We start from the raw sequence: 26,681 nt of genomic DNA, 5'->3' as shown, positions 1-26,681 counted from the left end.
TTTAATATAACATAGTTTGTTTAGGGATGTTGAGTTATTGAACTCAACTTACAATATCACAAAACCAGTCGGTTTTAAACCGACTTTCGCTTTGAGACCCAAAATTGATTCCCGGTCTCCCCCACAGACAGTCTCCAGGTATGGATTAATTTAAACAATAACGGGTAATTGGCGATCTCCCCTAGGGAGTGCTTCGCAATCGCCTGTATGGAGTCAATCGCATTTATATATATCCGGTTGGTTTGTTGGGTTTCGTGCCTCAACCCAACCTACGATTACCCACGACAAAACTAGTCAGTTTTAAACTGACTTTCGCTTTGAGACCGGTCTCCCCCACAGACAGTCTCCAGGTAGGGGTTAATTTAAACAATTATGGTTAATCCCCTGGGGAGCTCCCATAGAGAGTGTTTCGCCAGCTCCCGTAGGGAGTACTTCCCAATCGCTCTTCTCTTTAGTATAAACTCCAGTTTTTAAAAACCTCCCAAGGGTATTCTGGTGGAGGTAATAGTTTATTCGAGTGCAGTAATATCAATACCCTTAGCTTTTAATTGTGATAGCAAGGTTTGATACTTTATTTGTTCCTGCTCTTTGAGAAGTCTTTCACGTTCTGCACGTTGGGTTTCTTGCTCTTTAAGCAATTTTTCACGTTCTGCACGTTGAGTTTCTTGCTCTTTAAGCAATTTTTCACGTTCTGCACGTTGAGTTTCTTGTTCTTTGAGAAATCTTTCTTGTTCTGCATAATTACTCAATTCTACAGGACTAAGAAACTTACTCCCATCTGGATAATAGATGACTAATTCATCTTGGCTCATGTCAAATCTTATTTTCAATCTTGGACTGGTCCAAGTGGTAAAATTCTCAATCTCCTTAAATGAGTTATTTTCCCTAATGGATACTTCTAGACTAATCCTATCTGGATCATATACATAATACTCCTCCACTCCATGTTCCAGATAAAAGAGCTTTTTTCTGTCCATCTCAGTATTATTATTACCAGGAGATAAAATTTCAAACACCACCTGGGGGGGAATATTATTCTCTTCCCACTGTCGATAAGACCCCCGGTGCCCCTTGGGTCTCCCAAACACTACCATGGTGTCAGGGGCTAGTTTAATTTTGTTACTACCTTCCACTGGATACCAAAATAAGTCCCCAGCCACAAACACATCCGCATTGGACTTAAATAGTATTTCTAAATTTTCCTTAATTTTGACAATCCATGTAAATTGTCTAGTGTTATCCGCCATAGGTTTATTATCACTTTCTGGGTAGACAATTTTAGGCGTCTCCACACCATGACTAATGTTAGATTCTATCACCCCCAGTTGAGTTTTTGATGGAATTTGCCTCACCATGTCTATACCTCCCACTTTGGTACTGACTTAATCGGTTTAATTTAATATAACATAGTTTGTTTAGGGATGTTGAGTTATTGAACTCAACTTACAATATCACAAAACCAGTCGGTTTTAAACCGACTTTCGCTTTGAGACCCAGAATTGATTCCCGGTCTCCCCCACAGACAGTCTCCAGGTATGGATTAATTTAAACAATAACGGGTAATTGGCGATCTCCCCTAGGGAGTGCTTCGCAATCGCTCTTCTCTTTAGTATAAACTCCAGTTTTTAAAAACCTCCCAAGGGTATTCTGGTGGAGGTAATAGTTTATTCGAGTGCAGTAATATCAATACCCTTAGCTTTTAATTGTGATAGCAAGGTTTGATACTTTGTTTGTTCCTGCTCTTTGAGAAGTCTTTCACGTTCTGCACGTTGAGTTTCTTGTTCTTTGAGAAATCTTTCTTGTTCTGCACGTTGAGTTTCCTGCTCTTTGAGAAGTCTTTCACGTTCTGCACGTTGAGTTTCCTGCTCTTTGAGAAGTCTTTCACGTTCTGCACGTTGAGTTTCTTGTTCTTTGATAAGTCTTTCACGTTCTGCACGTTGGGTTTCTTGCTCTTTAAGCAATTTTTCACGTTCTGCACGTTGGGTTTCTTGCTCTTTAAGCAATTTTTCACGTTCTGCACGTTGAGTTTCTTGTTCTTTGAGAAATCTTTCTTGTTCTGCATAATTACTCAATTCTACAGGACTAAGAAACTTACTCCCATCTGGATAATAGATGACTAATTCATCTTGGCTCATGTCAAATCTTATTTTCAATCTTGGGCTGGTCCAAGTGGTAAAATTCTCAATTTCCTTAAATGAGTTATTTTCCCTAATGGATACTTCTAGACTAATCCTATCTGGATCATATACATAATACTCCTCCACTCCATGTTCTAGATAAAAGAGCTTTTTTCTGTCCATCTCAGTATTATTATTACCAGGAGATAAAATTTCAAACACCACCTGGGGTGGAATATTATTCTCTTCCCACTGTCGATAAGACCCCCGGTGCCCCTTGGGTCTCCCAAACACTACCATGGTGTCAGGGGCTAGTTTAATTTTGTTACTACCCTCCACTGGATACCAAAATAAGTCCCCAGCCACAAACACATCCGCATTGGACTTAAATAGTATTTCTAAATTTTCCTTAATTTTGACAATCCATGTAAATTGTCTAGTGTTATCCGCCATAGGTTTATTATCACTTTCTGGGTAGACAATTTTAGGCGTCTCCACACCCTGACTAATGTTAGATTCTATCACCCCCAGTTGAGTTTTTGATGGAATTTGCCTCACCATGTCTATACCTCCCACTTTGGTACTGACTTAATCGGTTTAATTTAATATAACATAGTTTATTTAGGGATGTTGAGTTATTGAACTCAACTTACAATATCACAAAACCAGTCGGTTTAAAACCGACTTTCGCTTTGAGACCCAAAATTGATTCCCGGTCTCCCCCACAGACAGTCTCCAGGTATGGATTAATTTAAACAATAACGGGTAATTGGCGATCTCCCCTAGGGAGTGCTTCGCAATCGCCTGTATGGAGTCAATCGCATTTATATATATCCGGTTGGTTTGTTGGGTTTCGTGCCTCAACCCAACCTACGATTACCCATGACAAAACTAGTCGGTTTTAAACTGACTTTCGCTTTGAGACCGGTCTCTCCCACAGACAGTCTCCAGGTAGGGGTTAATTTAAACAATTATGGTTAATCCCCTGGGGAGCTCCCATAGAGAGTGTTTCGCCAGCTCCCGTAGGGAGTGCTTCGCAATCGCTCTTCTCTTTAGTATAAACTCCAGTTTTTAAAAACCTCCCAAGGGTATTCTGGTGGAGGTAATAGTTTATTCGAGTGCAGTAATATCAATACCCTTAGCTTTTAATTGTGATAGCAAGGTTTGATACTTTATTTGTTCCTGCTCTTTGAGAAGTCTTTCACGTTCTGCACGTTGAGTTTCTTGCTCTTTAAGCAATTTTTCACGTTCTGCACGTTGGGTTTCCTGCTCTTTGAGAAGTCTTTCGCGTTCTGCACGTTGAGTTTCTTGCTCTTTAAGCAATTTTTCACGTTCTGCACGTTGGGTTTCCTGCTCTTTGAGAAGTCTTTCGCGTTCTGCACGTTGAGTTTCTTGCTCTTTAAGCAATTTTTCACGTTCTGCACGTTGAGTTTCTTGTTCTTTGAGAAATCTTTCTTGTTCTGCATAATTACTCAATTCTACAGGACTAAGAAACTTACTCCCATCTGGATAATAGATGACTAATTCATCTTGGCTCATGTCAAATCTTATTTTCAATCTTGGACTGGTCCAAGTGGTAAAATTCTCAATCTCCTTAAATGAGTTATTTTCCCTAATGGATACTTCTAGACTAATCCTATCTGGATCATATACATAATACTCCTCCACTCCATGTTCTAGATAAAAGAGCTTTTTTCTGTCCATCTCAGTATTATTATTACCAGGAGATAAAATTTCAAACACCACCTGGGGTGGAATATTATTCTCTTCCCACTGTCGATAAGACCCCCGGTGCCCCTTGGGTCTCCCAAACACTACCATGGTGTCAGGGGCTAGTTTAATTTTGTTACTACCCTCCACTGGATACCAAAATAAGTCCCCAGCCACAAACACATCCGCATTGGACTTAAATAGTATTTCTAAATTTTCCTTAATTTTGACAATCCATGTAAATTGTCTAGTGTTATCCGCCATAGGTTTATTATCACTTTCTGGGTAGACAATTTTAGGCGTCTCCACACCCTGACTAATGTTAGATTCTATCACCCCCAGTTGAGTTTTTGATGGAATTTGCCTCACCATGTCTATACCTCCCACTTTGGTACTGACTTAATCGGTTTAATTTAATATAACATAGTTTATTTAGGGATGTTGAGTTATTGAACTCAACTTACAATATCACAAAACCAGTCGGTTTAAAACCGACTTTCGCTTTGAGACCCAAAATTGATTCCCGGTCTCCCCCACAGACAGTCTCCAGGTATGGATTAATTTAAACAATAACGGGTAATTGGCGATCTCCCGTAGGGAGTGCTTCGCAATCGCTCTTCTCTTTAGTATAAACTCCAGTTTTTAAAAACCTCCCAAGGGTATTCTGGTGGAGGTAATAGTTTATTCGAGTGCAGTAATATCAATACCCTTAGCTTTTAATTGTGATAGCAAGGTTTGATACTTTATTTGTTCCTGCTCTTTGAGAAGTCTTTCACGTTCTGCACGTTGAGTTTCCTGCTGTTTGAGAAGTCTTTCACGTTCTGCACGTTGAGTTTCCTGCTGTTTGAGAAGTCTTTCACGTTCTGCACGTTGAGTTTCTTGTTCTGCACGTTGAGTTTCCTGCTCTTTGAGAAGTCTTTCGCGTTCTGCACGTTGAGTTTCTTGTTCTTTGATAAGTCTTTCACGTTCTGCACGTTGGGTTTCTTGCTCTTTAAGCAATTTTTCACGTTCTGCACGTTGAGTTTCTTGTTCTGCACGTTGAGTTTCCTGCTCTTTGAGAAGTCTTTCGCGTTCTGCACGTTGAGTTTCTTGTTCTTTGATAAGTCTTTCACGTTCTGCACGTTGGGTTTCTTGCTCTTTAGCAATTTTTCACGTTCTGCACGTTGAGTTTCTTGCTCTTTAAGCAATTTTTCACGTTCTGCACGTTGAGTTTCTTGTTCTTTGAGAAATCTTTCTTGTTCTGCATAATTACTCAATTCTACAGGACTAAGAAACTTACTCCCATCTGGATAATAGATGACTAATTCATCTTGGCTCATGTCAAATCTTATTTTCAATCTTGGACTGGTCCAAGTGGTAAAATTCTCAATCTCCTTAAATGAGTTATTTTCCTAATGGATACTTCTAGACTAATCCTATCTGGATCATATACATAATACTCCTCCACTCCATGTTCTAGATAAAAGAGCTTTTTCTGTCCATCTCAGTATTATTATTACCAGGAGATAAAATTTCAAACACCACCTGGGTGAATATTATTCTCTTCCCACTGTCGATAAGACCCCAGTGCCTTGGGTCTCCCAAACACTACCATGGTGTCAGGGGCTAGTTTAATTTTGTTACTACCCTCCACTGGATACCAAAATAAGTCCCCAGCCACAAACACATCCGCATTAGACTTAAATAGTATTTCTAAATTTTCCTTAATTTTGACAATCCATGTAAATTGTCTAGTGTTATCCGCCATAGGTTTATTATCACTTTCTGGGTAGACAATTTTAGGCGTCTCCACACCCTGATTAGTGTTAGATTTTATCACCCCCAGTTGAGTTTTTGATGGAATTTGCCTCACCATGTCTATACCTCCCACTTTGGTACTGACTTAATCGGTTTAATTTAATATAACATAGTTTGTTTAGGGATGTTGAGTTATTGAACTCAACTTACAATATCACAAAACCAGTCGGTTTAAAACCGACTTTCGCTTTGAGACCCAAAATTGATTCCCGGTCTCCCCCACAGACAGTCTCCAGGTATGGATTAATTTAAACAATAACGGGTAATTGGCGATCTCCCGTAGGGAGTGCTTCGCAATCGCCTGTATGGAGTCAATCGCATTTATATATATCCGGTTGGTTTGTTGGGTTTCGTGCCTCAACCCAACCTACGATTACCACGACAAAACTAGTCGGTTTTAAACTGACTTTCGCTTTGAGACCGGTCTCCCCACAGACAGTCTCCAGGTAGGGGTTAATTTAAACAATTATGGTTAATCCCTGGGAGGCTCCCATAGAGAGTGTTTCGCCAGCTCCCGTAGGGAGTGCTTCCCAATCGCTCTTCTCTTTAGTATAAACTCCAGTTTTTAAAAACCTCCCAAGGGTATTCTGGTGCAGGTAATAGTTTATTCGAGTGCAGTAATATCAATACCCTTAGCTTTTAATTGTGATAGCAAGGTTTGATACTTTATTTGTTCCTGCTCTTTGAGAAGTCTTTCACGTTCTGCACGTTGAGTTTCTTGTTCTTTGAGAAATCTTTCTTGTTCTGCACGTTGAGTTTCCTGCTCTTTGAGAAGTCTTTCACGTTCTGCACGTTGAGTTTCCTGCTCTTTGAGAAGTCTTTCACGTTCTGCACGTTGAGTTTCCTGCTCTTTGAGAAGTCTTTCGCGTTCTGCACGTTGAGTTTCTTGTTCTTTGATAAGTCTTTCACGTTCTGCACGTTGAGTTTCTTGTTCTTTGAGAAGTCTTTCACGTTCTGCACGTTGGGTTTCTTGCTCTTTAAGCAATTTTTCACGTTCTGCACGTTGAGTTTCTTGTTCTTTGAGAAATCTTTCTTGTTCTGCATAATTACTCAATTCTACAGGACTAAGAAACTTACTCCCATCTGGATAATAGATGACTAATTCATCTTGGCTCATGTCAAATCTTATTTTCAATCTTGGACTGGTCCAAGTGGTAAAATTCTCAATCTCCTTAAATGAGTTATTTTCCCTAATGGATACTTCTAGACTAATCCTATCTGGATCATATACATAATACTCCTCCACTCCATGTTCTAGATAAAGAGCTTTTTCTGTCCATCTCAGTATTATTATTACCAGGAGATAAAATTTCAAACACCACCTGGGGTCGAATATTATTCTCTTCCCACTGTCGATAAGACCCCGAGCTCTCTTGGTCTCCCAAACACCACCATGGTGTCAGGGGCTAGTTTAATTTTGTTACTACCCTCCACTGGATACCAAAATAAGTCCCCAGCCACAAACACATCCGCATTAGACTTAAATAGTATTTCTAAATTTTCCTTAATTTTGACAATCCATGTAAATTGTCTAGTGTTATCCGCCATAGGTTTATTATCACTTTCTGGGTAGACAATTTTAGGCGTCTCCACACCCTGATTAGTGTTAGATTTTATCACCCCCAGTTGAGTTTTTGATGGAATTTGCCTCACCATGTCTATACCTCCCACTTTGGTACTGACTTAATCGGTTTAATTTAATATAACATAGTTTGTTTAGGGATGTTGAGTTATTGAACTCAACTTACAATATCACAAAACCAGTCGGTTTAAAACCGACTTTCGCTTTGAGACCCAAAATTGATTCCCGGTCTCCCCCACAGACAGTCTCCAGGTATGGATTAATTTAAACAATAACGGGTAATTGGCGATCTCCCCTAGGGAGTGCTTCGCAATCGCCTGTATGGAGTCAATCGCATTTATATATATCCGGTTGGTTTGTTGGGTTTCGTGCCTCAACCCAACCTACGATTACCCATGACAAAACTAGTCGGTTTTAAACTGACTTTCGCTTTGAGACCGGTCTCTCCCACAGACAGTCTCCAGGTAGGGGTTAATTTAAACAATTATGGTTAATCCCCTGGGGAGCTCCCATAGAGAGTGTTTCGCCAGCTCCCGTAGGGAGTGCTTCCCAATCGCTCTTCTCTTTAGTATAAACCCAGTTTTAAAACCTCCCAAGGGTATTCTGGTGGAGGTAATAGTTTATTCGAGTGCAGTAATATCAATACCCTTAGCTTTTAATTGTGATAGCAAGGTTTGATACTTTATTTGTTCCTGCTCTTTGAGAAGTCTTTCACGTTCTGCACGTTGAGTTTCTTGCTCTTTAAGCAATTTTTCACGTTCTGCACGTTGGGTTTCCTGCTCTTTGAGAAGTCTTTCGCGTTCTGCACGTTGAGTTTCTTGCTCTTTAAGCAATTTTTCACGTTCTGCACGTTGGGTTTCCTGCTCTTTGAGAAGTCTTTCGCGTTCTGCACGTTGAGTTTCTTGCTCTTTAAGCAATTTTTCACGTTCTGCATGTTGAGTTTCTTGTTCTTTGAGAAATCTTTCTTGTTCTGCATAATTACTCAATTCTACAGGACTAAGAAACTTACTCCCATCTGGATAATAGATGACTAATTCATCTTGGCTCATGTCAAATCTTATTTTCAATCTTGGACTGGTCCAAGTGGTAAAATTCTCAATCTCCTTAAATGAGTTATTTTCCTAATGGATACTTCTAGACTAATCCTATCTGGATCATATACATAATACTCCTCCACTCCATGTTCTAGATAAAGAGCTTTTTTCTGTCCATCTCAGTATTATTATTACCAGGAGATAAAATTTCAAACACCACCTGGGTGGAATATTATTCTCTTCCCACTGTCGATAAGACCCCGGTGACCCTTGGGTCTCCCAAACACTACCATGGTGTCAGGGCTAGTTTAATTTTGTTACTACCTCCACTGGATACCAAAATAAGTCCCCACACAAACACATCCGCATTGGACTTAAATAGTATTTCTAAATTTTCCTTAATTTTGACAATCCATGTAAATTGTCTAGTGTTATCCGCCATAGGTTTATTATCACTTTCTGGGTAGACAATTTTAGGCGTCTCCACACCATGACTAATGTTAGATTCTATCACCCCCAGTTGAGTTTTTGATGGAATTTGCCTCACCATGTCTATACCTCCCACTTTGGTACTGACTTAATCGGTTTAATTTAATATAACATAGTTTGTTTAGGGATGTTGAGTTATTGAACTCAACTTACAATATCACAAAACCAGTCGGTTTAAAACCGACTTTCGCTTTGAGACCCAAAATTGATTCCCGGTCTCCCCCACAGACAGTCTCCAGGTATGGATTAATTTAAACAATAACGGGTAATTGGCGATCTCCCCTAGGGAGTGCTTCGCAATCGCCTGTATGGAGTCAATCGCATTTATATATATCCGGTTGGTTTGTTGGGTTTCGTGCCTCAACCCAACCTACGATTACCCATGACAAAACTAGTCGGTTTTAAACTGACTTTCGCTTTGAGACCGGTCTCTCCCACAGACAGTCTCCAGGTAGGGGTTAATTTAAACAATTATGGTTAATCCCCTGGGGAGCTCCCATAGAGAGTGTTTCGCCAGCTCCCGTAGGGAGTGCTTCCCAATCGCTCTTCTCTTTAGTATAAACTCCAGTTTTTAAAAACCTCCCAAGGGTATTCTGGTGCAGGTAATAGTTTATTCGAGTGCAGTAATATCAATACCCTTAGCTTTTAATTGTGATAGCAAGGTTTGATACTTTATTTGTTCCTGCTCTTTGAGAAGTCTTTCGCGTTCTGCACGTTGAGTTTCCTGCTCTTTGAGAAGTCTTTCACGCTCTGCACGTTGAGTTTCTTGTTCTTTGAGAAGTCTTTCACGTTCTGCACGTTGGGTTTCTTGCTCTTTGAGAAGTCTTTCACGTTCTGCACGTTGAGTTTCTTGCTCTTTAAGCAATTTTTCACGTTCTGCACGTTGAGTTTCTTGTTCTGCATAATTACTCAATTCTACAGGACTAAGAAACTTACTCCCATCTGGATAATAGATGACTAATTCATCTTGGGTCATGTCAAATCTTATTTTCAATCTTGGACTGGTCCAAGTGGTAAAATTCTCAATTTCCTTAAATGAGTTATTTTCCCTAATGGATACTTCTAGACTAATCCTATCTGGATCATATACATAATACTCCTCCACTCCATGTTCCAGATAAAAGAGCTTTTTTCTGTCCATCTCAGTATTATTATTACCAGGAGATAAAATTTCAAACACCACCTGGGGTGGAATATTATCCTCCTCCCACTGTAGATAAGACCCCGAGTCTTTGGGTCTCCCAAACACTACCATGGTGTCAGGGGCTAGTTTAATTTTGTTACTACCTCCACTGGATACCAAAATAAGTCCCCAGCCACAAACACATCTGCATTGGACTTAAATAGTATTTCTAAATTTTCCTTAATTTTGACAATCCATGTAAATTGTCTAGTGTTATCCGCCATAGGTTTATTATCACTTTCTGGGTAGACAATTTTAGGCGTCTCCACACCATGACTAATGTTAGATTCTATCACCCCCAGTTGAGTTTTTGATGGAATTTGCCTCACCATGTCTATACCTCCCACTTTGGTACTGACTTAATCGGTTTAATTTAATATAACATAGTTTGTTTAGGGATGTTGAGTTATTGAACTCAACTTACAATATCACAAAACCAGTCGGTTTTAAACCGACTTTCGCTTTGAGACCCAGAATTGATTCCCGGTCTCCCCCACAGACAGTCTCCAGGTATGGATTAATTTAAACAATAACGGGTAATTGGCGATCTCCCGTAGGGAGTGCTTCGCAATCGCTCTTCTCTTTAGTATAAACTCCAGTTTTTAAAAACCTCCCAAGGGTATTCTGGTGGAGGTAATAGTTTATTCGAGTGCAGTAATATCAATACCCTTAGCTTTTAATTGTGATAGCAAGGTTTGATACTTTATTTGTTCCTGCTCTTTGAGAAGTCTTTCACGTTCTGCACGTTGAGTTTCCTGCTCTTTGAGAAGTCTTTCACGTTCTGCACGTTGAGTTTCCTGCTCTTTGAGAAGTCTTTCACGTTCTGCACGTTGAGTTTCTTGTTCTGCACGTTGAGTTTCCTGCTCTTTGAGAAGTCTTTCGCGTTCTGCACGTTGAGTTTCTTGTTCTTTGATAAGTCTTTCACGTTCTGCACGTTGGGTTTCTTGCTCTTTAAGCAATTTTTCACGTTCTGCACGTTGAGTTTCTTGCTCTTTAAGCAATTTTTCACGTTCTGCACGTTGAGTTTCTTGTTCTTTGAGAAATCTTTCTTGTTCTGCATAATTACTCAATTCTACAGGACTAAGAAACTTACTCCCATCTGGATAATAGATGACTAATTCATCTTGGCTCATGTCAAATCTTATTTTCAATCTTGGACTGGTCCAAGTGGTAAAATTCTCAATTTCCTTAAATGAGTTATTTTCCCTAATGGATACTTCTAGACTAATCCTATCTGGATCATATACATAATACTCCTCCACTCCATGTTCTAGATAAAAGAGCTTTTTTCTGTCCATCTCAGTATTATTATTACCAGGAGATAAAATTTCAAACACCACCTGGGGTGGAATATTATTCTCTTCCCACTGTCGATAAGACCCCCGGTGCCCCTTGGGTCTCCCAAACACTACCATGGTGTCAGGGGCTAGTTTAATTTTGTTACTACCCTCCACTGGATACCAAAATAAGTCCCCAGCCACAAACACATCCGCATTGGACTTAAATAGTATTTCTAAATTTTCCTTAATTTTGACAATCCATGTAAATTGTCTAGTGTTATCCGCCATAGGTTTATTATCACTTTCTGGGTAGACAATTTTAGGCGTCTCCACACCCTGATTAGTGTTAGATTTTATCACCCCCAGTTGAGTTTTTGATGGAATTTGCCTCACCATGTCTATACCTCCCACTTTGGTACTGACTTAATCGGTTTAATTTAATATAACATAGTTTGTTTAGGGATGTTGAGTTATTGAACTCAACTTACAATATCACAAAACCAGTCGGTTTTAAACCGACTTTCGCTTTGAGACCCAAAATTGATTCCCGGTCTCCCCAATAGACAGTCTCCAGGTATGGATTAATTTAAACAATAACGGGTAATTGGCGATCTCCCGTAGGGAGTGCTTCGCAATCGCCTGTATGGAGTCAATCGCATTTATATATATCCGGTTGGTTTGTTGGGTTTCGTGCCTCAACCCAACCTACGATTACCCACGACAAAACTAGTCGGTTTTAAACTGACTTTCGCTTTGAGACCGGTCTCCCCCACAAACAGTCTCCAGGTAGGGGTTAATTTAAACAATTATGGTTAATCCCCTGGGGAGCTCCCATAGAGAGTGTTTCGCCAGCTCCCGTAGGGAGTGCTTCCCAATCGCTCTTCTCTTTAGTATAAACTCCAGTTTTTAAAAACCTCCCAAGGGTATTCTGGTGGAGGTAATAGTTTATTCGAGTGCAGTAATATCAATACCCTTAGCTTTTAATTGTGATAGCAAGGTTTGATACTTTATTTGTTCCTGCTCTTTGAGAAGTCTTTCACGTTCTGCACGTTGAGTTTCCTGCTCTTTGAGAAGTCTTTCACGTTCTGCACGTTGAGTTTCTTGTTCTGCACGTTGAGTTTCCTGCTCTTTGAGAAGTCTTTCGCGTTCTGCACGTTGAGTTTCTTGTTCTTTGATAAGTCTTTCACGTTCTGCACGTTGGGTTTCTTGCTCTTTAAGCAATTTTTCACGTTCTGCACGTTGGGTTTCTTGCTCTTTAAGCAATTTTTCACGTTCTGCACGTTGAGTTTCTTGTTCTTTGAGAAATCTTTCTTGTTCTGCATAATTACTCAATTCTACAGGACTAAGAAACTTACTCCCATCTGGATAATAGATGACTAATTCATCTTGGCTCATGTCAAATCTTATTTTCAATCTTGGGCTGGTCCAAGTGGTAAAATTCTCAATTTCCTTAAATGAGTTATTTTCCCTAATGGATACTTCTAGACTAATCCTATCTGGATCATATACATAATACTCCTCCACTCCATGTTCTAGATAAAAGAGCTTTTTTCTGTCCATCTCAGTATTATTATTACCAGGAGATAAAATTTCAAACACCACCTGGGGGGGAATATTATCCTCTTCCCACTGTCGATAAGACCCCCGGTGACCCTTGGGTCTCCCAAACACTACCATGGTGTCAGGGGCTAGTTTAATTTTGTTACTACCCTCCACTGGATACCAAAATAAGTCCCCAGCCACAAACACATCCGCATTGGACTTAAATAGTATTTCTAAATTTTCCTTAATTTTGACAATCCATGTAAATTGTCTAGTGTTATCCGCCATAGGTTTATTATCACTTTCTGGGTAGACAATTTTAGGCGTCTCCACACCCTGATTAGTGTTAGATTTTATCACCCCCAGTTGAGTTTTTGATGGAATTTGCCTCACCATGTCTATACCTCCCACTTTGGTACTGACTTAATCGGTTTAATTTAATATAACATAGTTTATTTAGGGATGTTGAGTTATTGAACTCAACTTACAATATCACAAAACCAGTCGGTTTTAAACCGACTTTCGCTTTGAGACCCAAAATTGATTCCCGGTCTCCCCCACAGACAGTCTCCAGGTATGGATTAATTTAAACAATAACGGGTAATTGGCGATCTCCCCTAGGGAGTGCTTCGCAATCGCCTGTATGGAGTCAATCGCATTTATATATATCCGGTTGGTTTGTTGGGTTTCGTGCCTCAACCCAACCTACGATTACCCATGACAAAACTAGTCGGTTTTAAACTGACTTTCGCTTTGAGACCGGTCTCCCCCACAGACAGTCTCCAGGTAGGGGTTAATTTAAACAATTATGGTTAATCCCCTGGGGAGCTCCCATAGAGAGTGTTTCGCCAGCTCCCGTAGGGAGTGCTTCCCAATCGCTCTTCTCTTTAGTATAAACTCCAGTTTTTAAAAACCTCCCAAGGGTATTCTGGTGCAGGTAATAGTTTATTCGAGTGCAGTAATATCAATACCCTTAGCTTTTAATTGTGATAGCAAGGTTTGATACTTTATTTGTTCCTGCTCTTTGAGAAGTCTTTCACGTTCTGCACGTTGAGTTTCTTGTTCTGCACGTTGAGTTTCCTGCTCTTTGAGAAGTCTTTCACGTTCTGCACGTTGAGTTTCTTGTTCTTTGAGAAGTCTTTCACGTTCTGCACGTTGGGTTTCTTGCTCTTTAAGCAATTTTTCACGTTCTGCACGTTGAGTTTCTTGTTCTTTGAGAAATCTTTCTTGTTCTGCATAATTACTCAATTCTACAGGACTAAGAAACTTACTCCCATCTGGATAATAGATGACTAATTCATCTTGGCTCATGTCAAATCTTATTTTCAATCTTGGACTGGTCCAAGTGGTAAAATTCTCAATCTCCTTAAATGAGTTATTTTCCCTAATGGATACTTCTAGACTAATCCTATCTGGATCATATACATAATACTCCTCCACTCCATGTTCTAGATAAAAGAGCTTTTTTCTGTCCATCTCAGTATTATTATTACCAGGAGATAAAATTTCAAACACCACCTGGGGGAATATTATCCTCTTCCCACTGTCGATAAGACCCCCGGTGACCCTTGGGTCTCCCAAACACTACCATGGTGTCAGGGGCTAGTTTAATTTTGTTACTACCCTCCACTGGATACCAAAATAAGTCCCCAGCCACAAACACATCCGCATTGGACTTAAATAGTATTTCTAAATTTTCCTTAATTTTGACAATCCATGTAAATTGTCTAGTGTTATCCGCCATAGGTTTATTATCACTTTCTGGGTAGACAATTTTAGGCGTCTCCACACCCTGATTAGTGTTAGATTTTATCACCCCCAGTTGAGTTTTTGATGGAATTTGCCTCACCATGTCTATACCTCCCACTTTGGTACTGACTTAATCGGTTTAATTTAATATAACATAGTTTGTTTAGGGATGTTGAGTTATTGAACTCAACTTACAATATCACAAAACCAGTCGGTTTAAAACCGACTTTCGCTTTGAGACCCAAAATTGATTCCCGGTCTCCCCCACAGACAGTCTCCAGGTATGGATTAATTTAAACAATAACGGGTAATTGGCGATCTCCCCTAGGGAGTGCTTCGCAATCGCCTGTATGGAGTCAATCGCATTTATATATATCCGGTTGGTTTGTTGGGTTTCGTGCCTCAACCCAACCTACGATTACCCATGACAAAACTAGTCGGTTTTAAACTGACTTTCGCTTTGAGACCGGTCTCCCCCACAGACAGTCTCCAGGTAGGGGTTAATTTAAACAATTATGGTTAATCCCCTGGGGAGCTCCCATAGAGAGTGTTTCGCCAGCTCCCGTAGGGAGTGCTTCCCAATCGCTCTTCTCTTTAGTATAAACTCCAGTTTTTAAAAACCTCCCAAGGGTATTCTGGTGGAGGTAATAGTTTATTCGAGTGCAGTAATATCAATACCCTTAGCTTTTAATTGTGATAGCAAGGTTTGATACTTTATTTGTTCCTGCTCTTTGAGAAGTCTTTCACGTTCTGCACGTTGAGTTTCTTGTTCTTTGAGAAATCTTTCTTGTTCTGCACGTTGGGTTTCTTGCTCTTTGAGAAGTCTTTCACGTTCTGCACGTTGAGTTTCTTGTTCTGCACGTTGAGTTTCTTGCTCTTTAAGCAATTTTTCACGTTCTGCACGTTGGGTTTCTTGCTCTTTAAGCAATTTTTCACGTTCTGCACGTTGAGTTTCTTGTTCTTTGAGAAATCTTTCTTGTTCTGCATAATTACTCAATTCTACAGGACTAAGAAACTTACTCCCATCTGGATAATAGATGACTAATTCATCTTGGCTCATGTCAAATCTTATTTTCAATCTTGGACTGGTCCAAGTGGTAAAATTCTCAATCTCATTAAATGAGTTATTTTCCCTAATGGATACTTCTAGACTAATCCTATCTGGATCATATACATAATACTCCTCCACTCCATGTTCCAGATAAAAGAGCTTTTTTCTGTCCATCTCAGTATTATTATTACCAGGAGATAAAATTTCAAACACCACCTGGGGTGGAATATTATTCTCTTCCCACTGTCGATAAGACCCCCGGTGCCCCTTGGGTCTCCCAAACACTACCATGGTGTCAGGGGCTAGTTTAATTTTGTTACTACCCTCCACTGGATACCAAAATAAGTCCCCAGCCACAAACACATCCGCATTATACTTAAATAGTATTTCTAAATTTTCCTTAATTTTGACAATCCATGTAAATTGTCTAGTGTTATCCGCCATAGGTTTATTATCACTTTCTGGGTAGACAATTTTAGGCGTCTCCACACCCTGACTAATGTTAGAATCTATCACCCGCAGTTGAGTTTTTGATGGAATTTGCCTCACCATGTCTATACCTCCCACTTTGGTACTGACTTAATCGGTTTAATTTGATATAACATAGTTTGTTTAGGGATGTTGAGTTATTGAACTCAACTTACAATATCACAAAACTAGTCGGTTTTAAACTGACTTTCGCTTTGAGACCCAGAATTGATTCCCGGTCTCCCCCACAGACAGTCTCCAGGTAGGGTTTAATTTAAACAATAACGGGTAATTGGCGATCTCCCCTAGGGAGTGCTGCGCAATCGCCTGTATGGAGTCAATCGCATTTATATATATCCGGTTGGTTTGTTGGGTTTCGTTCCTCAACCCAACCTACGATTACCCACGACAAAACTAGATGAGTTAATTGATATTTTGGCAGGACCACCCCAAGATAGATGTTCTACTCGTGCTTTTATCGCCCTGTTTAAAGCCTCTATTGGTGCAGAACTTAGTCCTAGCGCTAAGACTCTATTACCCAATTTAACCATTCCTATGCTGTTGATTTGGGGAGAAAAGGATAGATTTATCCCACCTAAATTGGCTTCTGAATTTGCTAAATATAATGATAAGTTAGAAGTGTTATATTTACAAGAGGTGGGTCATTGTCCCCATGATGAGTCACCTGAACTGGTTAATCAGGTGATTTTAGGTTGGATTGCACATAATTGCCCTGAGTAATACAAATGTGTTTAATTCACATCTTCATTAAACAACCAGTGGATAAATTTTTTCTAGTTGCTCTTTTTAGTAATTGCCCGATGGTAACTTGAGATCAGGTGAAAAATGAAAAAGCAACTCAGTTTAAAGCAGTGGGGAGACTAACGTGACTTCTGGATTTGATTACGATTTAGTGATTGTTGGCGCAGGTGTGGGCGGACATGGTGCGGCTTTACATGCTGTCCATTATGGTCTGAAAACGGCTATTATTGAAGCAGCTGATATGGGTGGCACTTGTGTTAATAGGGGTTGCATCCCTTCTAAGGCTTTGTTGGCAGCATCGGGAAAAGTGCGCGAATTGCGTGATGCTCACCATCTTCAGTCCCTGGGAATTCAGTTGGGAGGAGTCTCCTTCCAGCGAGATGCGATCGCCCAACATGCCAATAATCTTGTTAGCAAAATACAAGGGGATTTAACTAATAGTCTCAAGCGTTTGGGTGTAGATATTATTAGGGGTTGGGGAAAGTTAGCTGGGCCACAAAAGGTGAGTGTGGTGACAACTGGAAGTGAAAAAATCATCACTGCCCAAAATATTATTCTTTCTCCCGGTTCAGTTCCCTTTGTCCCTCCTGGAATCGAAATAGATGGCAAAACAGTATTTACCAGTGACCAAGGGGTAAAATTAGAGTCTTTACCTGATTGGATTGCCATTATTGGTAGTGGTTACATTGGGTTGGAATTTGCCGATATTTATACGGCTTTAGGTTCTGAGGTAACAATGATTGAAGCCGTGGATATATTAATGCCAGGATTTGATCGGGATATTGCCAAACTAGCAGAAAGGGTATTAATTACCTCTCGTGATATTGAAACTAAGGTAGGTATTTACGCTAAGAAAATTATTCCCGGTTCCCCGGTTGTAATTGAATTGGCAGACTTCCAAACTAAAGAAGATGTGGAAGTGTTAGAGGTAGATGCCTGCTTGGTAGCTACAGGACGTATCCCTGCCACTAAAAATCTGGGTTTAGAAACCGTGGGTGTGGAACTGGATAAACGGAACTTTATTCCTGTCAATGATGGTATGCACATACTTGCTGGTAGTGAAATTGTTCCTAATCTCTATGCGATTGGCGATGCTAATGGTAAAATGATGTTGGCTCACGCTGCTTCCGCTCAGGGAATTATTGCAGTGGAAAATATCCTCGGTAGAAACAAAAAGGTAGATTACCGTAGCATACCCGCTGCTGCATTTACCCATCCAGAAGTTAGTTATGTGGGTCTCACAGAAACAGCAGCTCAAGAATTAGGTTTGGCTCAAGGTTTTGAAATTGGCACTACTAAAAGCTACTTTAAAGGTAACTCTAAAGCTTTAGCAGAAAACGAAGCAGATGGTATAGCCAAGGTGATTTATCGTCAAGACACTGGGGAAGTATTAGGCGTACACATTTTCGGTGTACACGCTTCCGATCTGATTCATGAAGCATCCTCCGCTGTAGCTTATCGTCACTCTGTTAAAGACCTAGCATATCTAGTTCACGCCCATCCCACACTTTCAGAAGTTTTGGATGAGGCCTATAAACGAGCGATCGCCAGCTAGAATATCCAAACATAGGGGAGAGGTCAATCCTCCCCTAGGTGTTAAACCCTCTCCTGTTTTAACTTCATGCAAATACGTCGTCGTTCTCCCAGTCCCGCCATAGACGTTTCTATAGTGCGCTACCAAGTCGTTCTAAAGGACGCATCGCCAAATAACATTTTAGAAGAAATAGTTTGGTCAAAAGAGATAGAAGTAGAACAAAGGAGGGACAAGGTACCTCTAAGGGAACTGCAAAAGCAGGTTTTAGTTGCACCTCCAACCCGTGATTTTCTAGCTGCACTGCGCCAAAGTAAAACCAAGCCTGCTCTAATAGCAGAGGTAAAAAAAGCATCTCCCAGCAAAGGGGTATTAAGAAAAGACTTTAACCCTGTGGAAATTGCCCAATCCTATGTAGCAGGGGGTGCAAGTTGTCTTTCGGTGTTGACAGATGGCAAATTTTTTCAAGGTAGTTTTGAGAATCTATCATTGATTCGTAGTGCAGTAGATCTGCCATTACTGTGCAAGGAATTCATTATTTATCCCTATCAAATGTACCTGGCCAGAGTCAATGGTGCGGACGCAATTTTATTGATAGCAGCGATTTTAAGTGATCAAGATTTGCAGTATTTCATCAAGATTGCCAAAAGTTTGAAAATGACCGCATTAATCGAAGTGCATAGTTTAGAAGAACTAGACAGAGTATTAAAACTAGATGGAGTAAATTTAATTGGTATAAATAATCGTAACCTAGAAGATTTTTCCGTTAACTTGCAGACCACCGGTGAACTACTCAAACAGAGAGGAAGTCAAATCCAAGAAAGAAATATTTTAGTAGTTAGCGAGTCAGGAATACACACACCAGAGGACATCAGTATAGTAGAAAAAGCAGGTGCATCAGCAATACTAGTAGGCGAGTCCCTAGTCAAACAACCAGATCCGGAATTAGCAATTAAGCAACTTTTTGGAAAGTAAAGAATTATTTAGATATAATCAACCAATGATATGATTGAGAGTTCGTGGAAAATCAAAAACCTAGTAGTGTTAGTGTTATAAACAATTAAGGTAGAAATAATGGAAAACAAATTAATGTTGATGATTCCTGGACCAACTCCAGTACCAGAAGCAGCTTTACTAGCATTAGCCAAACATCCCATTGGTCATCGAACCGGGGAGTTTAGCAACATGATGGGTGAGGTCACAGAAAACCTAAAATGGTTACATCAAACCACTAATGATGTATTAATGCTTAATGTTAGTGGTACAGGAGCAGTAGAAGCAGGAATCATTAACTTTCTCTCCCCAGGCGATCGCATATTAGTGGGTAATAACGGCAAATTTGGGGAACGTTGGGTAGAAGTAGGAGAAGCATTTGGTTTAAACGTAGAAGTATTAACTGCTGAGTGGGGAAAACCCCTAGACCCAAGCAAATTTGGGGAAATATTAGCAGCAGACAGCAAAAAGGAAATTAAAGCTGTAGTTATCACCCATAGCGAAACCTCCACAGGGGTGATCAATGATTTAGCAGCGATTAACAGCCATGTAAAAGCACACGGTGAGGCATTAATTATAGTTGATGCAGTTACCAGTTTGGGAGCATATAATGTAGCAGTAGACGAACTAGGACTAGACATAGTCGCTTCCGGTTCTCAGAAAGGGTATATGATACCACCGGGTTTAGGATTTGTTTCCGTCAGTGACAAAGCATGGGAAGCCTATAAAACTGCCAAATTACCGAAATTCTACTTAGACCTAGGTAAATATCGCAAATCCACAGCCAAGAACACCACACCATTTACCCCACCAGTGAATTTAATTGTAGCATTACATACCACCTTGGGGATGATGAAGAGGGAGGGATTAGAATCAATTTTTGCCCGTCACGAGCGGCAAAAAAATGCTACCCGTGCAGCGATGAAAGCATTGAATTTGCCCCTATTTGCACCGGATGAATGGGCCAGTCCCGCGATTACTGCGGTGTCAGTACCCGGGATGGAAGCAGATAAAATTCGCTCTTTGATGAAAAAGCGGTTTGACATCGCTTTAGCGGGTGGACAGGATCATTTGACTAACAAGATTTTTCGTATCGGTCATTTGGGATTCGTGAGCGATCGGGATATTCTTAGTTGTGTTTCGGCCCTGGAGGTGGTTCTTGGGGAACTGGGTTATGAGAACTTTATTCCTGGTGCTGGTGTTGCTGCTGCGGTGAAGGTATTTACCACAATTTAATATATATGTATTCCCACCATAATTACCCCAGTGTGGTGGGAGAGTTATTATGTACTACTATCCTCTTTGATCTGTTACAGCTTAGGCGCGGAATGTGGGCTAAAATATTAATAATGTAGGGGTATATTTGACGAAGCAATGCAACGAAAAATTTCATTAAAAAGAGGTATTGATAATACCTCTAATGATAATAGAAACACAAATGCACGGTTCCCGGTTGAATATTGGTAAGAGACTAGTTTATGTTGATGGTATTGCCACTACCCCCACTAACCGAATTGAAATTCAGCGTCCGCCTCAATTCAAAGGTGTTGGTCAAGCACTTTTAAATTTTGCCAGAATTAGAAGTGTTGAGCTTGGGTATGAAGGTAGAGTGGGGTTACATTCTTTACTAAGGTCTGTAGGATTTTATGAAAAACAAAATATGTTTAACTGCGGACCTGATGAAGAATACGATAATCTAGTTTATTTTGAGTATGGGGCATTAAGACGGAGATAAGGTAACAATTTATGAATCATCAACAGCAAAATAATAATTTTCAGGTGAATGAGCCAGTAACAACCCAAGAAGCCATAGATTTACTTTTGGGTGAAGGATGGCTCGATGAGGCTACTCGTATCGAAGATGAAGCCAATTGCACTATTAGTGCTGGTTTAGATTGGGGAAATGTACTACCACCTTTAATGCTTAACCTTCCTTTATTTAGTCGCTTATCAACGCTGCGTGTATCACTTAACCGTGAAATCAGGCTAATAATTGAAACATGGGATTTAGGTGTAGGTACTTCTTCAGCAATAGAGACTGCAAGGAGACGCATTAAAGAAAGGTTGCTATCTCCTCCACCTGAGCTATTACCTTACTTAGAAGCCACCTTGTTGCAAGATAATTTATACTCGAAAGAGTTTATATATAACCGCGAAGCTCTTAAATCGCTACTTGCAGTACTTCTTACTGATTCTGATAGAGCAGAAATTGCAGAGACAGCTGCTAATTCAATACGCGCACAAGTTATGTCTCAGTTAAGCTTCTCCGGTCTAAAGACACGGAGATTTCTGAAGAGTCCATAAACGAACTTTCTGAGGCTGGCTTAAACAGCCTCTACTGATTCCGCTAAGATCAATTCCTAGCATCACCGCTACTTTTTTCAAAATATTAGCAGCACCATTACAGTCCGCATTAATTTTGAACCCATCAGAAGTTTCATATACTCCCCGACTAACTCGTTTCCCGCTTGCTTCCCACCCTTCGGGTTTTTCACCGAATTTAGGTATATTGTCGCAATCAAAAAACGATGATTGAGAAGTGTATGATTCTTCTGTTTCAATAAAATCTATTCCGTATTGTTTACATAATTGAGCAATACGGTCTTTTAATCTTGCTGTGGGAATTTGGACAAACTTCTGATTGTTTTTAGGCCCCAAATCAATACTATCTTTTTGTCCTTTATTCCATCCAAAAACAATAGCACCAATCTTATTTTCAATACAGTGGTTAACGACTATTCTTGCAGCTTTGTTAACTGCATCACACATTTGTCGGTTTCTTTTTTCGGTAATAGCAGCTAATCTGTTAGACCAAAAACCCTGCGGTTTATCACTTTTAAGTTTAGCTACTGATTTGTTGTACCACTGATTTAAACTTTTTAAATGAAGTCCATCAACAATAAATGATGTTCCCAGATTAGAAACACAAGTTAACCAGTTATTTAACCCGTGGTCAATCCCTAAAACATTATTTCTATCAACATCAGATTTTATTTCATCTACCTGATAGACAAATTCTGCATAAAATTGTCTATTTCTAGGTAAAATGCGTACTTGATTGATTTGAAGTCAAGGTTAGATGGCATTGGTAGACAAAAAGAATCTATCCCAAACCATGCCTTAACTTTTGTTCCCAAAGGAAACCTAATCATCCCATCAATTAACTTTAATGACCTGCCCGTAAAAGTAGCTACAGTCATAACACTTTTACAGTAATTAGGTAATTTTGGTTTTTGGGAAACTTCGCCCTTTTTTGCAGCTTTTACTAGCCCAATGTACGATTTAAAGGATTCAGCTACACTGGTTAGTATTTGTTGAGAAGTATCAGAATACAATGCCTGATAATGAACGTTTTTCTGATAAGTTCCTAGTTGTTTATGCAAATCTGCTCTACTAGGAATATAACCAGTTTTAAAGTACATCTGCCTAGAATAGTAAACGCCACAATTTGTCAGCTTTTTAGCTTCTGTGCAGAGGTACTCCAATATCGCTGTTATTGATTTATCGGACTTGATAAGAACTTGTTGGCATCCGTACATTGTTCGACCTTCAATGTTTGTTGATTTCAAAAGTATAGTTGAGATATGATTTACTTGTCAATAGCAGCCACGAAACAATATGAAGACAACACTGGAATACAGAATAGGAAATCACTCAAAAGGTAATGTAGTAGAAGTGTTGAATGTTAAGAAAGTTGTGATAAAAATTGCCCAAAATATATTAAAATTTGGGCAACCCATATCAAAATATTAATTTGATAATGATCATAAATTCATTCCCCAAGATTGTCAAGGACATCCTCAGACCGTTACCAAAAAATGATTATCCAGTTTTGAACAGCCGTCTTTATGTTGAGTGTTGGTTGGCTTATGCCTTGGATAATAGTTTAACAAGTATGCGGGACTTATTTACAAGATTAAACCATACAGGTATTGATGTAATAATTTCGACATTTTCCAAAGCTAACAAACACAGGAATCAAGAGATATTCCAAAATATTTATCATCAATTGAATAAATTGGTACAAAAAAAGCTTATAAAAAGCTACATGATAAATACGCAATTTGTTCAATCGATTCAACAATAATTACTTTAACAAGTAAGTTGTTATGGGTTTTAGGTTATCATCAAGTAAAATTGTTTAGCTCCCTGAATCTTTCTACGGGAAGTCCAGAAGATAATTTGATAAATTTTGGACATAATCATGATTACAAATTTGGCTCATCAATGATGTCTAATTTACCTCAAGATGCAGTTGGGGTAATGGATAGAGGTTTTGCAGGACTAAATTTTATACGGGAGTTAGTACAAAAAGACAAATACTTTGTGGTACGAATTAAGAATAATTGTAAACTAGAATTTGAAGTAGAAACTGGATTAGTAAAAATCGGTTCGGCGAGTCATGCTTCTGCTTACAGGGTAGTTAACTTTTGTGATTTAGAAACGAAAACAGAATTTGGCTTAGTCACGAATTTACCTGCAGATGGAGAAGCAGCAGTTACAGATGATGAAATCAGAGATATTTATCGTTTACGGTGGGGAGTTGAACTGTTATGGAAGTTTTTAAAAATGCACCTAAAATTGGATAAATTAATTACGAAAAACGTTAATGGCATTGGCATACAAATTTATGCCAGTCTCATCGCTTATCTAATTTTACAACTTGTATCCGTTCCCAATGAATGGGGTGAAAAAATGTTAGATAAGTTCCGCTATCTTCAAGCTTGTATGTGTCAACAAATCAGTTATGTTCATTGAATATCTTAATTTTATTTATTTGTTTACTTGTGTGGGTAATGTGAATTCTTATTGCTGCTCATTGAGAATAGATTTTGATGACATTTTTGCTGATTTACTGTTTCTCGAATCCTTTTTTCACTCTCTATGTTTATTTTTATGCTAACTTTGATTTTTTATCTCCGTAATTTCCCTCCATCATAGTTGAGGGTGCGGAATGTGGGATATATTCTAATTGGCGCTTGAATTCGTACATTCCACAATCCCCAATTGCACCAGCTAGTTTGTAATTCTTCAAAAATGCTTTGATACTCAATTCTTCAATTTTGATAACGCTGTGGTTTTTAGCGAGATCATAAGTGAGTTTATGAATGGCATCTTTGCGAATGTTTTACACTTTAGCGTGAGTTTTAGCCAGTTTAGAAATAGCCTTAGCCCGATTCTTAGAACCTTAGAGGATTCATAGTACCAAGGATTATTAGGTTTTACTTCTGCATACACTACATTTTAGTATGTGGACATTTCGATAGATTTGTTAATATCTGGATAGAAATTTCCTTTCAGCTTTTAGCCCTTTTCCTCTATATCTACTCTTTAGCTGGAACTCTGAAGTCCACATATTTCCACTCACCGCTTTCTAGGTATTCAATTTGAAATTCTCCTTTGCTCAACAAACTTATATCGTTGATGTCTATTATCCCATTTTCCTTATTGACTACAACGCAATCTGAACTGTTAGTACAAGAATCCGGTTTGAAAGCAATTTTTCTGACAGGATGATCCCACCATTTTGAAAACTGAGTAATTGTGTTAGTTGTTCTGGTTGTATGTACTACCTTAACTTCATTCCCATTTATTTCTAGCCGTACCCAGTCCGTTGATCTCTTTTGAAATAACCCAGCAATTCCCCAAAAGATTACACTACCAATTGAAATACCAGTGTCTGATAACCGCAGTTTAATAACTCTAGGTGCTATACCTTGAGATAATTTTAAAGGAGTAGAACCTGTTGTAGGGGATGTTGTCGTAAAACCGGGGTTAGAAGATTGAGCCAACAAATTAGATCGGTTCTGATTATCGGTGCTGACTCCTATTAGGTTAGCAGATTTATTGGAAACTTGCTCAGCTTTAACGGATGCAGTCGAAACCAAACTAGCAAGTATTGCAGGAAACCAGAAGATTGAGTAAATTTTCATATTCTTAGAAGATAGAGTGCAAGTTTTAACTTAGAGTTAGCAGTGACACCATAATTAATTGTAGCATTTTATTTCATCTATCTTTAGATAGATATTCGGTTCAGATATTAAAATAATAATGTCACTAATTTTAACCAGGTCTAATCCCTATTTGATATATAAGTGGGTGAGTGGAATTAAATATAAGATCAACGTAGGTTGGGTTTCATACTTCAACCCAACCCCCGCATGGGTCTCGTTCCTCGACCCATCCTACAAATAATTGTGCCTCCCTACTTATTTATGTACTCCCATCACAATTACCCCAGTATGGTGAGAGGGTTATTTACAGTTAACAGTTAAAAACCTTGGCGATAGCCAATAGCAGCTCCAAAGGAATTAAAAGGACCAATGACATCACTAGCATACTGATTTTGCTGGTAACTGGAAATACTGGAATATTTTAACTCACCAAAGATGTTCGCCTTTCTTGCTATTTCATACTGTAGACCAGTTTTTAACTGGTAAGCAAAAGCAGTTCCATTAAGACTGTAACCACCAAGAAAGTTCTCTATTTTACCCGTAATAACACCTAAACCAAGTCCACCACCAACATAGGGGCGGAATTTGGAACCCGTGGGGATATCAAAATAACTATTCAATAGAATAGTAGTTGCACTCATGTTACCAGAGAGTGTTCCCGTTCTGGGAAATCTTGTATTGAGGTCATAATCTAGATTCTTGGCACTCAAAAACTGGTTACCAACTTCTAATTCAGCCCTAAATAGTTGAAATTGATAACCAAATGCTGCATTAAATGAAAATGCACCATTAAAATCCTTGAATTCCGCCCACTTTTGACCATTATCCGTTATATCCACATTACTTTGAGAACCAAAACCAACGCTAAGACTACCGTAACCATAATTACTCGCGGGTAAATCCGGATTATTATCACTATACCAAGGCGTGGTAGAGCTTGGTGTGGGAGCTAATGGTGTGAAACCGTCAGAAGATTGAGCCAATAAATTAGACGGATCCTGATTATCAGTGTTGACTCCCATCAAGTCAGCAGCTTTAGCGGAAACTTCTTCAGCTTTAACGGATGTTGTAAAAGCCAAACTAGCGAGTGCCGCAGGAAACCAGAAGAATGAGTGAATTTTCATATTTCGATAAGGTGCAAGTTTTAACTTAGAGTTAACAATGAGACCGTAATTGATTATCACATTTTATTTCATCTATCTTTAGATAGATATTTGGTCTCAGACATTAAAATGATGTAACTAAATTTAACCAGGTCTAATCTATAACAAAAATAACTTATTAGGTAAATAAATCTTGCGTAAATATATTGAGTTTAGCACTGACCTAAGTCTTAGTTGATTTGTACTTACAAAATAAAATACTTTATATATAATCAGTATTTAGACTCAAAGCTACAATTGGCATAGTTATATACCAATTTTTTAGTATATTAAGTG

Annotated in this window: 24 protein-coding genes and 4 pseudogenes; 7 read left to right on the top strand and 21 right to left on the bottom strand. The window is 39.1% G+C overall.

All coding sequences use genetic code 11. The features are described 5' to 3' along the window. Window positions 1-509: 509 nt before the first annotated feature. The 17 genes and pseudogenes from C6N34_RS15035 to C6N34_RS14960 form a co-directional block, all read right to left on the bottom strand. Window positions 510-1,355, bottom strand: coding sequence for a Uma2 family endonuclease (locus C6N34_RS15035; protein WP_236107198.1), 846 nt, complete (start codon window positions 1,353-1,355; stop codon window positions 510-512). 309 nt (window positions 1,356-1,664) lie between these two features. After that, window positions 1,665-2,678 (bottom strand): Uma2 family endonuclease, encoded by a 1,014-nt coding sequence (locus C6N34_RS15030; protein ID WP_329606415.1) that lies wholly within the window; start codon window positions 2,676-2,678, stop codon window positions 1,665-1,667. A gap of 549 nt (window positions 2,679-3,227) precedes the next feature. Next, entirely contained in the window at window positions 3,228-4,199 is a 972-nt protein-coding gene (locus C6N34_RS15025) for a Uma2 family endonuclease (RefSeq protein WP_236107196.1), read from the bottom strand. A 309-nt stretch (window positions 4,200-4,508) separates the two neighbouring features. Then, window positions 4,509-4,826, bottom strand: coding sequence for a hypothetical protein (locus C6N34_RS15020; protein WP_236107194.1), 318 nt, complete (start codon window positions 4,824-4,826; stop codon window positions 4,509-4,511). Between the two features lie 69 nt (window positions 4,827-4,895). Then, window positions 4,896-4,973: pseudogene (locus tag C6N34_RS17295) on the bottom strand (Uma2 family endonuclease); the annotation flags it as partial. A gap of 367 nt (window positions 4,974-5,340) precedes the next feature. Continuing rightward, the gene (locus C6N34_RS17155; RefSeq protein ID WP_329606414.1) at window positions 5,341-5,682 is read right to left on the bottom strand and encodes a Uma2 family endonuclease; all 342 of its coding nucleotides are present in this window, start codon (window positions 5,680-5,682) and stop codon (window positions 5,341-5,343) included. Between the two features lie 546 nt (window positions 5,683-6,228). Continuing rightward, entirely contained in the window at window positions 6,229-6,939 is a 711-nt protein-coding gene (locus tag C6N34_RS15010) for a hypothetical protein (RefSeq protein ID WP_236107192.1), read from the bottom strand. A 20-nt stretch (window positions 6,940-6,959) separates the two neighbouring features. After that, window positions 6,960-7,280, bottom strand: a complete 321-nt coding sequence (locus tag C6N34_RS15005; RefSeq protein WP_236107190.1) for a hypothetical protein — start codon at window positions 7,278-7,280, stop codon at window positions 6,960-6,962. Window positions 7,281-7,826: 546 nt separating this feature from the next. Further along, window positions 7,827-8,255 carry a hypothetical protein gene (locus C6N34_RS15000; protein WP_236107189.1) on the bottom strand — a complete coding sequence of 143 codons (429 nt, stop codon included), beginning with the start codon at window positions 8,253-8,255 and terminating at the stop codon, window positions 7,827-7,829. Between the two features lie 271 nt (window positions 8,256-8,526). Next, entirely contained in the window at window positions 8,527-8,790 is a 264-nt protein-coding gene (locus C6N34_RS14990) for a hypothetical protein (protein WP_236107185.1), read from the bottom strand. A 549-nt stretch (window positions 8,791-9,339) separates the two neighbouring features. Beyond that, window positions 9,340-10,032, bottom strand: a complete 693-nt coding sequence (locus C6N34_RS14985; protein ID WP_329606413.1) for a Uma2 family endonuclease — start codon at window positions 10,030-10,032, stop codon at window positions 9,340-9,342. Beyond that, complete coding sequence (locus C6N34_RS17150; protein WP_329606412.1) at window positions 9,996-10,244, bottom strand: hypothetical protein; 249 nt, start codon at window positions 10,242-10,244, stop codon at window positions 9,996-9,998. The genes C6N34_RS14985 and C6N34_RS17150 overlap by 37 nt, the downstream gene beginning before the upstream one ends. Before the next feature lie 309 nt (window positions 10,245-10,553). Then, window positions 10,554-11,588: a Uma2 family endonuclease gene (locus tag C6N34_RS14980; RefSeq protein ID WP_236107183.1), complete on the bottom strand. Its 1,035-nt coding sequence runs from the start codon at window positions 11,586-11,588 to the stop codon at window positions 10,554-10,556. A gap of 549 nt (window positions 11,589-12,137) precedes the next feature. Beyond that, window positions 12,138-13,130 carry a Uma2 family endonuclease gene (locus C6N34_RS14975; protein WP_236107181.1) on the bottom strand — a complete coding sequence of 331 codons (993 nt, stop codon included), beginning with the start codon at window positions 13,128-13,130 and terminating at the stop codon, window positions 12,138-12,140. A 549-nt stretch (window positions 13,131-13,679) separates the two neighbouring features. Then, window positions 13,680-14,252, bottom strand: coding sequence for a Uma2 family endonuclease (locus C6N34_RS14970; protein WP_236107179.1), 573 nt, complete (start codon window positions 14,250-14,252; stop codon window positions 13,680-13,682). After that, on the bottom strand, window positions 14,242-14,586 hold the full coding sequence (locus C6N34_RS14965; protein WP_236107178.1) for a Uma2 family endonuclease: 345 nt from the start codon (window positions 14,584-14,586) through the stop codon (window positions 14,242-14,244). Before C6N34_RS14965 ends, C6N34_RS14970 begins: the two co-directional genes overlap by 11 nt. 549 nt (window positions 14,587-15,135) lie before the next feature. Then, window positions 15,136-16,086 carry a Uma2 family endonuclease gene (locus C6N34_RS14960; protein ID WP_236107176.1) on the bottom strand — a complete coding sequence of 317 codons (951 nt, stop codon included), beginning with the start codon at window positions 16,084-16,086 and terminating at the stop codon, window positions 15,136-15,138. Between the two features lie 318 nt (window positions 16,087-16,404). Between C6N34_RS14960 and C6N34_RS14955 the strand changes: the two are divergent. The 6 genes and pseudogenes from C6N34_RS14955 to C6N34_RS14930 form a co-directional block, all read left to right on the top strand. Then, window positions 16,405-16,743: pseudogene (locus tag C6N34_RS14955) on the top strand (alpha/beta fold hydrolase); the annotation flags it as partial. Between the two features lie 145 nt (window positions 16,744-16,888). Then, window positions 16,889-18,319, top strand: a complete 1,431-nt coding sequence (gene lpdA, locus C6N34_RS14950) for a dihydrolipoyl dehydrogenase (protein ID WP_057177107.1) — start codon at window positions 16,889-16,891, stop codon at window positions 18,317-18,319. A gap of 66 nt (window positions 18,320-18,385) precedes the next feature. Then, window positions 18,386-19,270 carry an indole-3-glycerol phosphate synthase TrpC gene (trpC, locus tag C6N34_RS14945; RefSeq protein WP_057177108.1) on the top strand — a complete coding sequence of 295 codons (885 nt, stop codon included), beginning with the start codon at window positions 18,386-18,388 and terminating at the stop codon, window positions 19,268-19,270. Window positions 19,271-19,369: 99 nt separating this feature from the next. Then, entirely contained in the window at window positions 19,370-20,524 is a 1,155-nt protein-coding gene (locus C6N34_RS14940) for a pyridoxal-phosphate-dependent aminotransferase family protein (RefSeq protein WP_115538634.1), read from the top strand. Window positions 20,525-20,705: 181 nt separating this feature from the next. Then, window positions 20,706-21,023 (top strand): annotated as a pseudogene (locus tag C6N34_RS14935) (GNAT family N-acetyltransferase); the annotation flags it as partial. A gap of 11 nt (window positions 21,024-21,034) precedes the next feature. Further along, window positions 21,035-21,592, top strand: a complete 558-nt coding sequence (locus C6N34_RS14930; protein WP_115538633.1) for a hypothetical protein — start codon at window positions 21,035-21,037, stop codon at window positions 21,590-21,592. Here C6N34_RS14930 and C6N34_RS17145 read toward each other — a convergent pair. Together C6N34_RS17145 and C6N34_RS17140 are read right to left on the bottom strand one after the other, a co-directional pair. Further along, a complete protein-coding gene (locus tag C6N34_RS17145) occupies window positions 21,560-22,336 on the bottom strand; it encodes an RNA-guided endonuclease InsQ/TnpB family protein (protein ID WP_329606448.1) in 777 nt (258 codons plus the stop codon). The genes C6N34_RS14930 and C6N34_RS17145 overlap by 33 nt on opposite strands. Continuing rightward, window positions 22,288-22,710 (bottom strand): hypothetical protein, encoded by a 423-nt coding sequence (locus tag C6N34_RS17140; RefSeq protein ID WP_329606411.1) that lies wholly within the window; start codon window positions 22,708-22,710, stop codon window positions 22,288-22,290. Before C6N34_RS17140 ends, C6N34_RS17145 begins: the two co-directional genes overlap by 49 nt. A 338-nt stretch (window positions 22,711-23,048) precedes the next feature. Between C6N34_RS17140 and C6N34_RS14920 the strand changes: the two are divergent. Next, window positions 23,049-24,046 (top strand): annotated as a pseudogene (locus tag C6N34_RS14920) (IS4 family transposase). 566 nt (window positions 24,047-24,612) lie between these two features. On the opposite strand, the gene C6N34_RS14910 reads toward C6N34_RS14920, so the two are convergent. Next, a complete protein-coding gene (locus C6N34_RS14910) occupies window positions 24,613-25,221 on the bottom strand; it encodes a hypothetical protein (protein ID WP_236107174.1) in 609 nt (202 codons plus the stop codon). Window positions 25,222-25,559: 338 nt separating this feature from the next. Then, window positions 25,560-26,366 (bottom strand): outer membrane beta-barrel protein, encoded by an 807-nt coding sequence (locus C6N34_RS14905; RefSeq protein WP_115538253.1) that lies wholly within the window; start codon window positions 26,364-26,366, stop codon window positions 25,560-25,562. Between the last annotated feature and the right edge of the window lie 315 nt (window positions 26,367-26,681).

The sequence above is a fragment of the Cylindrospermopsis raciborskii Cr2010 genome (genome assembly GCF_003367075.2).
GTDB lineage: Bacteria > Cyanobacteriota > Cyanobacteriia > Cyanobacteriales > Nostocaceae > Raphidiopsis > Raphidiopsis raciborskii.
The sequence above is the reverse complement of the archived record's forward strand: the minus strand, read 5'-3'. Positions and strand labels throughout refer to the sequence as shown.

What these genes read in the sequence shown, in the direction of transcription:
- C6N34_RS15035 (WP_236107198.1), bottom strand. Translation starts at nt 1,355, where the DNA reads ATGGTGAGGCAAATTCCATCAAAAACTCAACTGGGGGTGATAGAATCT.
- C6N34_RS15030 (WP_329606415.1), bottom strand. Translation starts at nt 2,678, where the DNA reads ATGGTGAGGCAAATTCCATCAAAAACTCAACTGGGGGTGATAGAATCT.
- C6N34_RS15025 (WP_236107196.1), bottom strand. Translation starts at nt 4,199, where the DNA reads ATGGTGAGGCAAATTCCATCAAAAACTCAACTGGGGGTGATAGAATCT.
- C6N34_RS17155 (WP_329606414.1), bottom strand. Translation starts at nt 5,682, where the DNA reads ATGGTGAGGCAAATTCCATCAAAAACTCAACTGGGGGTGATAAAATCT.
- C6N34_RS15005 (WP_236107190.1), bottom strand. Translation starts at nt 7,280, where the DNA reads ATGGTGAGGCAAATTCCATCAAAAACTCAACTGGGGGTGATAAAATCT.
- C6N34_RS15000 (WP_236107189.1), bottom strand. Translation starts at nt 8,255, where the DNA reads ATGAGCCAAGATGAATTAGTCATCTATTATCCAGATGGGAGTAAGTTT.
- C6N34_RS14990 (WP_236107185.1), bottom strand. Translation starts at nt 8,790, where the DNA reads ATGGTGAGGCAAATTCCATCAAAAACTCAACTGGGGGTGATAGAATCT.
- C6N34_RS17150 (WP_329606412.1), bottom strand. Translation starts at nt 10,244, where the DNA reads ATGGTGAGGCAAATTCCATCAAAAACTCAACTGGGGGTGATAGAATCT.
- C6N34_RS14980 (WP_236107183.1), bottom strand. Translation starts at nt 11,588, where the DNA reads ATGGTGAGGCAAATTCCATCAAAAACTCAACTGGGGGTGATAAAATCT.
- C6N34_RS14975 (WP_236107181.1), bottom strand. Translation starts at nt 13,130, where the DNA reads ATGGTGAGGCAAATTCCATCAAAAACTCAACTGGGGGTGATAAAATCT.
- C6N34_RS14965 (WP_236107178.1), bottom strand. Translation starts at nt 14,586, where the DNA reads ATGGTGAGGCAAATTCCATCAAAAACTCAACTGGGGGTGATAAAATCT.
- C6N34_RS14960 (WP_236107176.1), bottom strand. Translation starts at nt 16,086, where the DNA reads ATGGTGAGGCAAATTCCATCAAAAACTCAACTGCGGGTGATAGATTCT.
- trpC (WP_057177108.1), top strand. Translation starts at nt 18,386, where the DNA reads ATGCAAATACGTCGTCGTTCTCCCAGTCCCGCCATAGACGTTTCTATA.
- C6N34_RS14940 (WP_115538634.1), top strand. Translation starts at nt 19,370, where the DNA reads ATGGAAAACAAATTAATGTTGATGATTCCTGGACCAACTCCAGTACCA.
- C6N34_RS14930 (WP_115538633.1), top strand. Translation starts at nt 21,035, where the DNA reads ATGAATCATCAACAGCAAAATAATAATTTTCAGGTGAATGAGCCAGTA.
- C6N34_RS17140 (WP_329606411.1), bottom strand. Translation starts at nt 22,710, where the DNA reads ATGTACTTTAAAACTGGTTATATTCCTAGTAGAGCAGATTTGCATAAA.
- C6N34_RS14910 (WP_236107174.1), bottom strand. Translation starts at nt 25,221, where the DNA reads ATGAAAATTTACTCAATCTTCTGGTTTCCTGCAATACTTGCTAGTTTG.
- C6N34_RS14905 (WP_115538253.1), bottom strand. Translation starts at nt 26,366, where the DNA reads ATGAAAATTCACTCATTCTTCTGGTTTCCTGCGGCACTCGCTAGTTTG.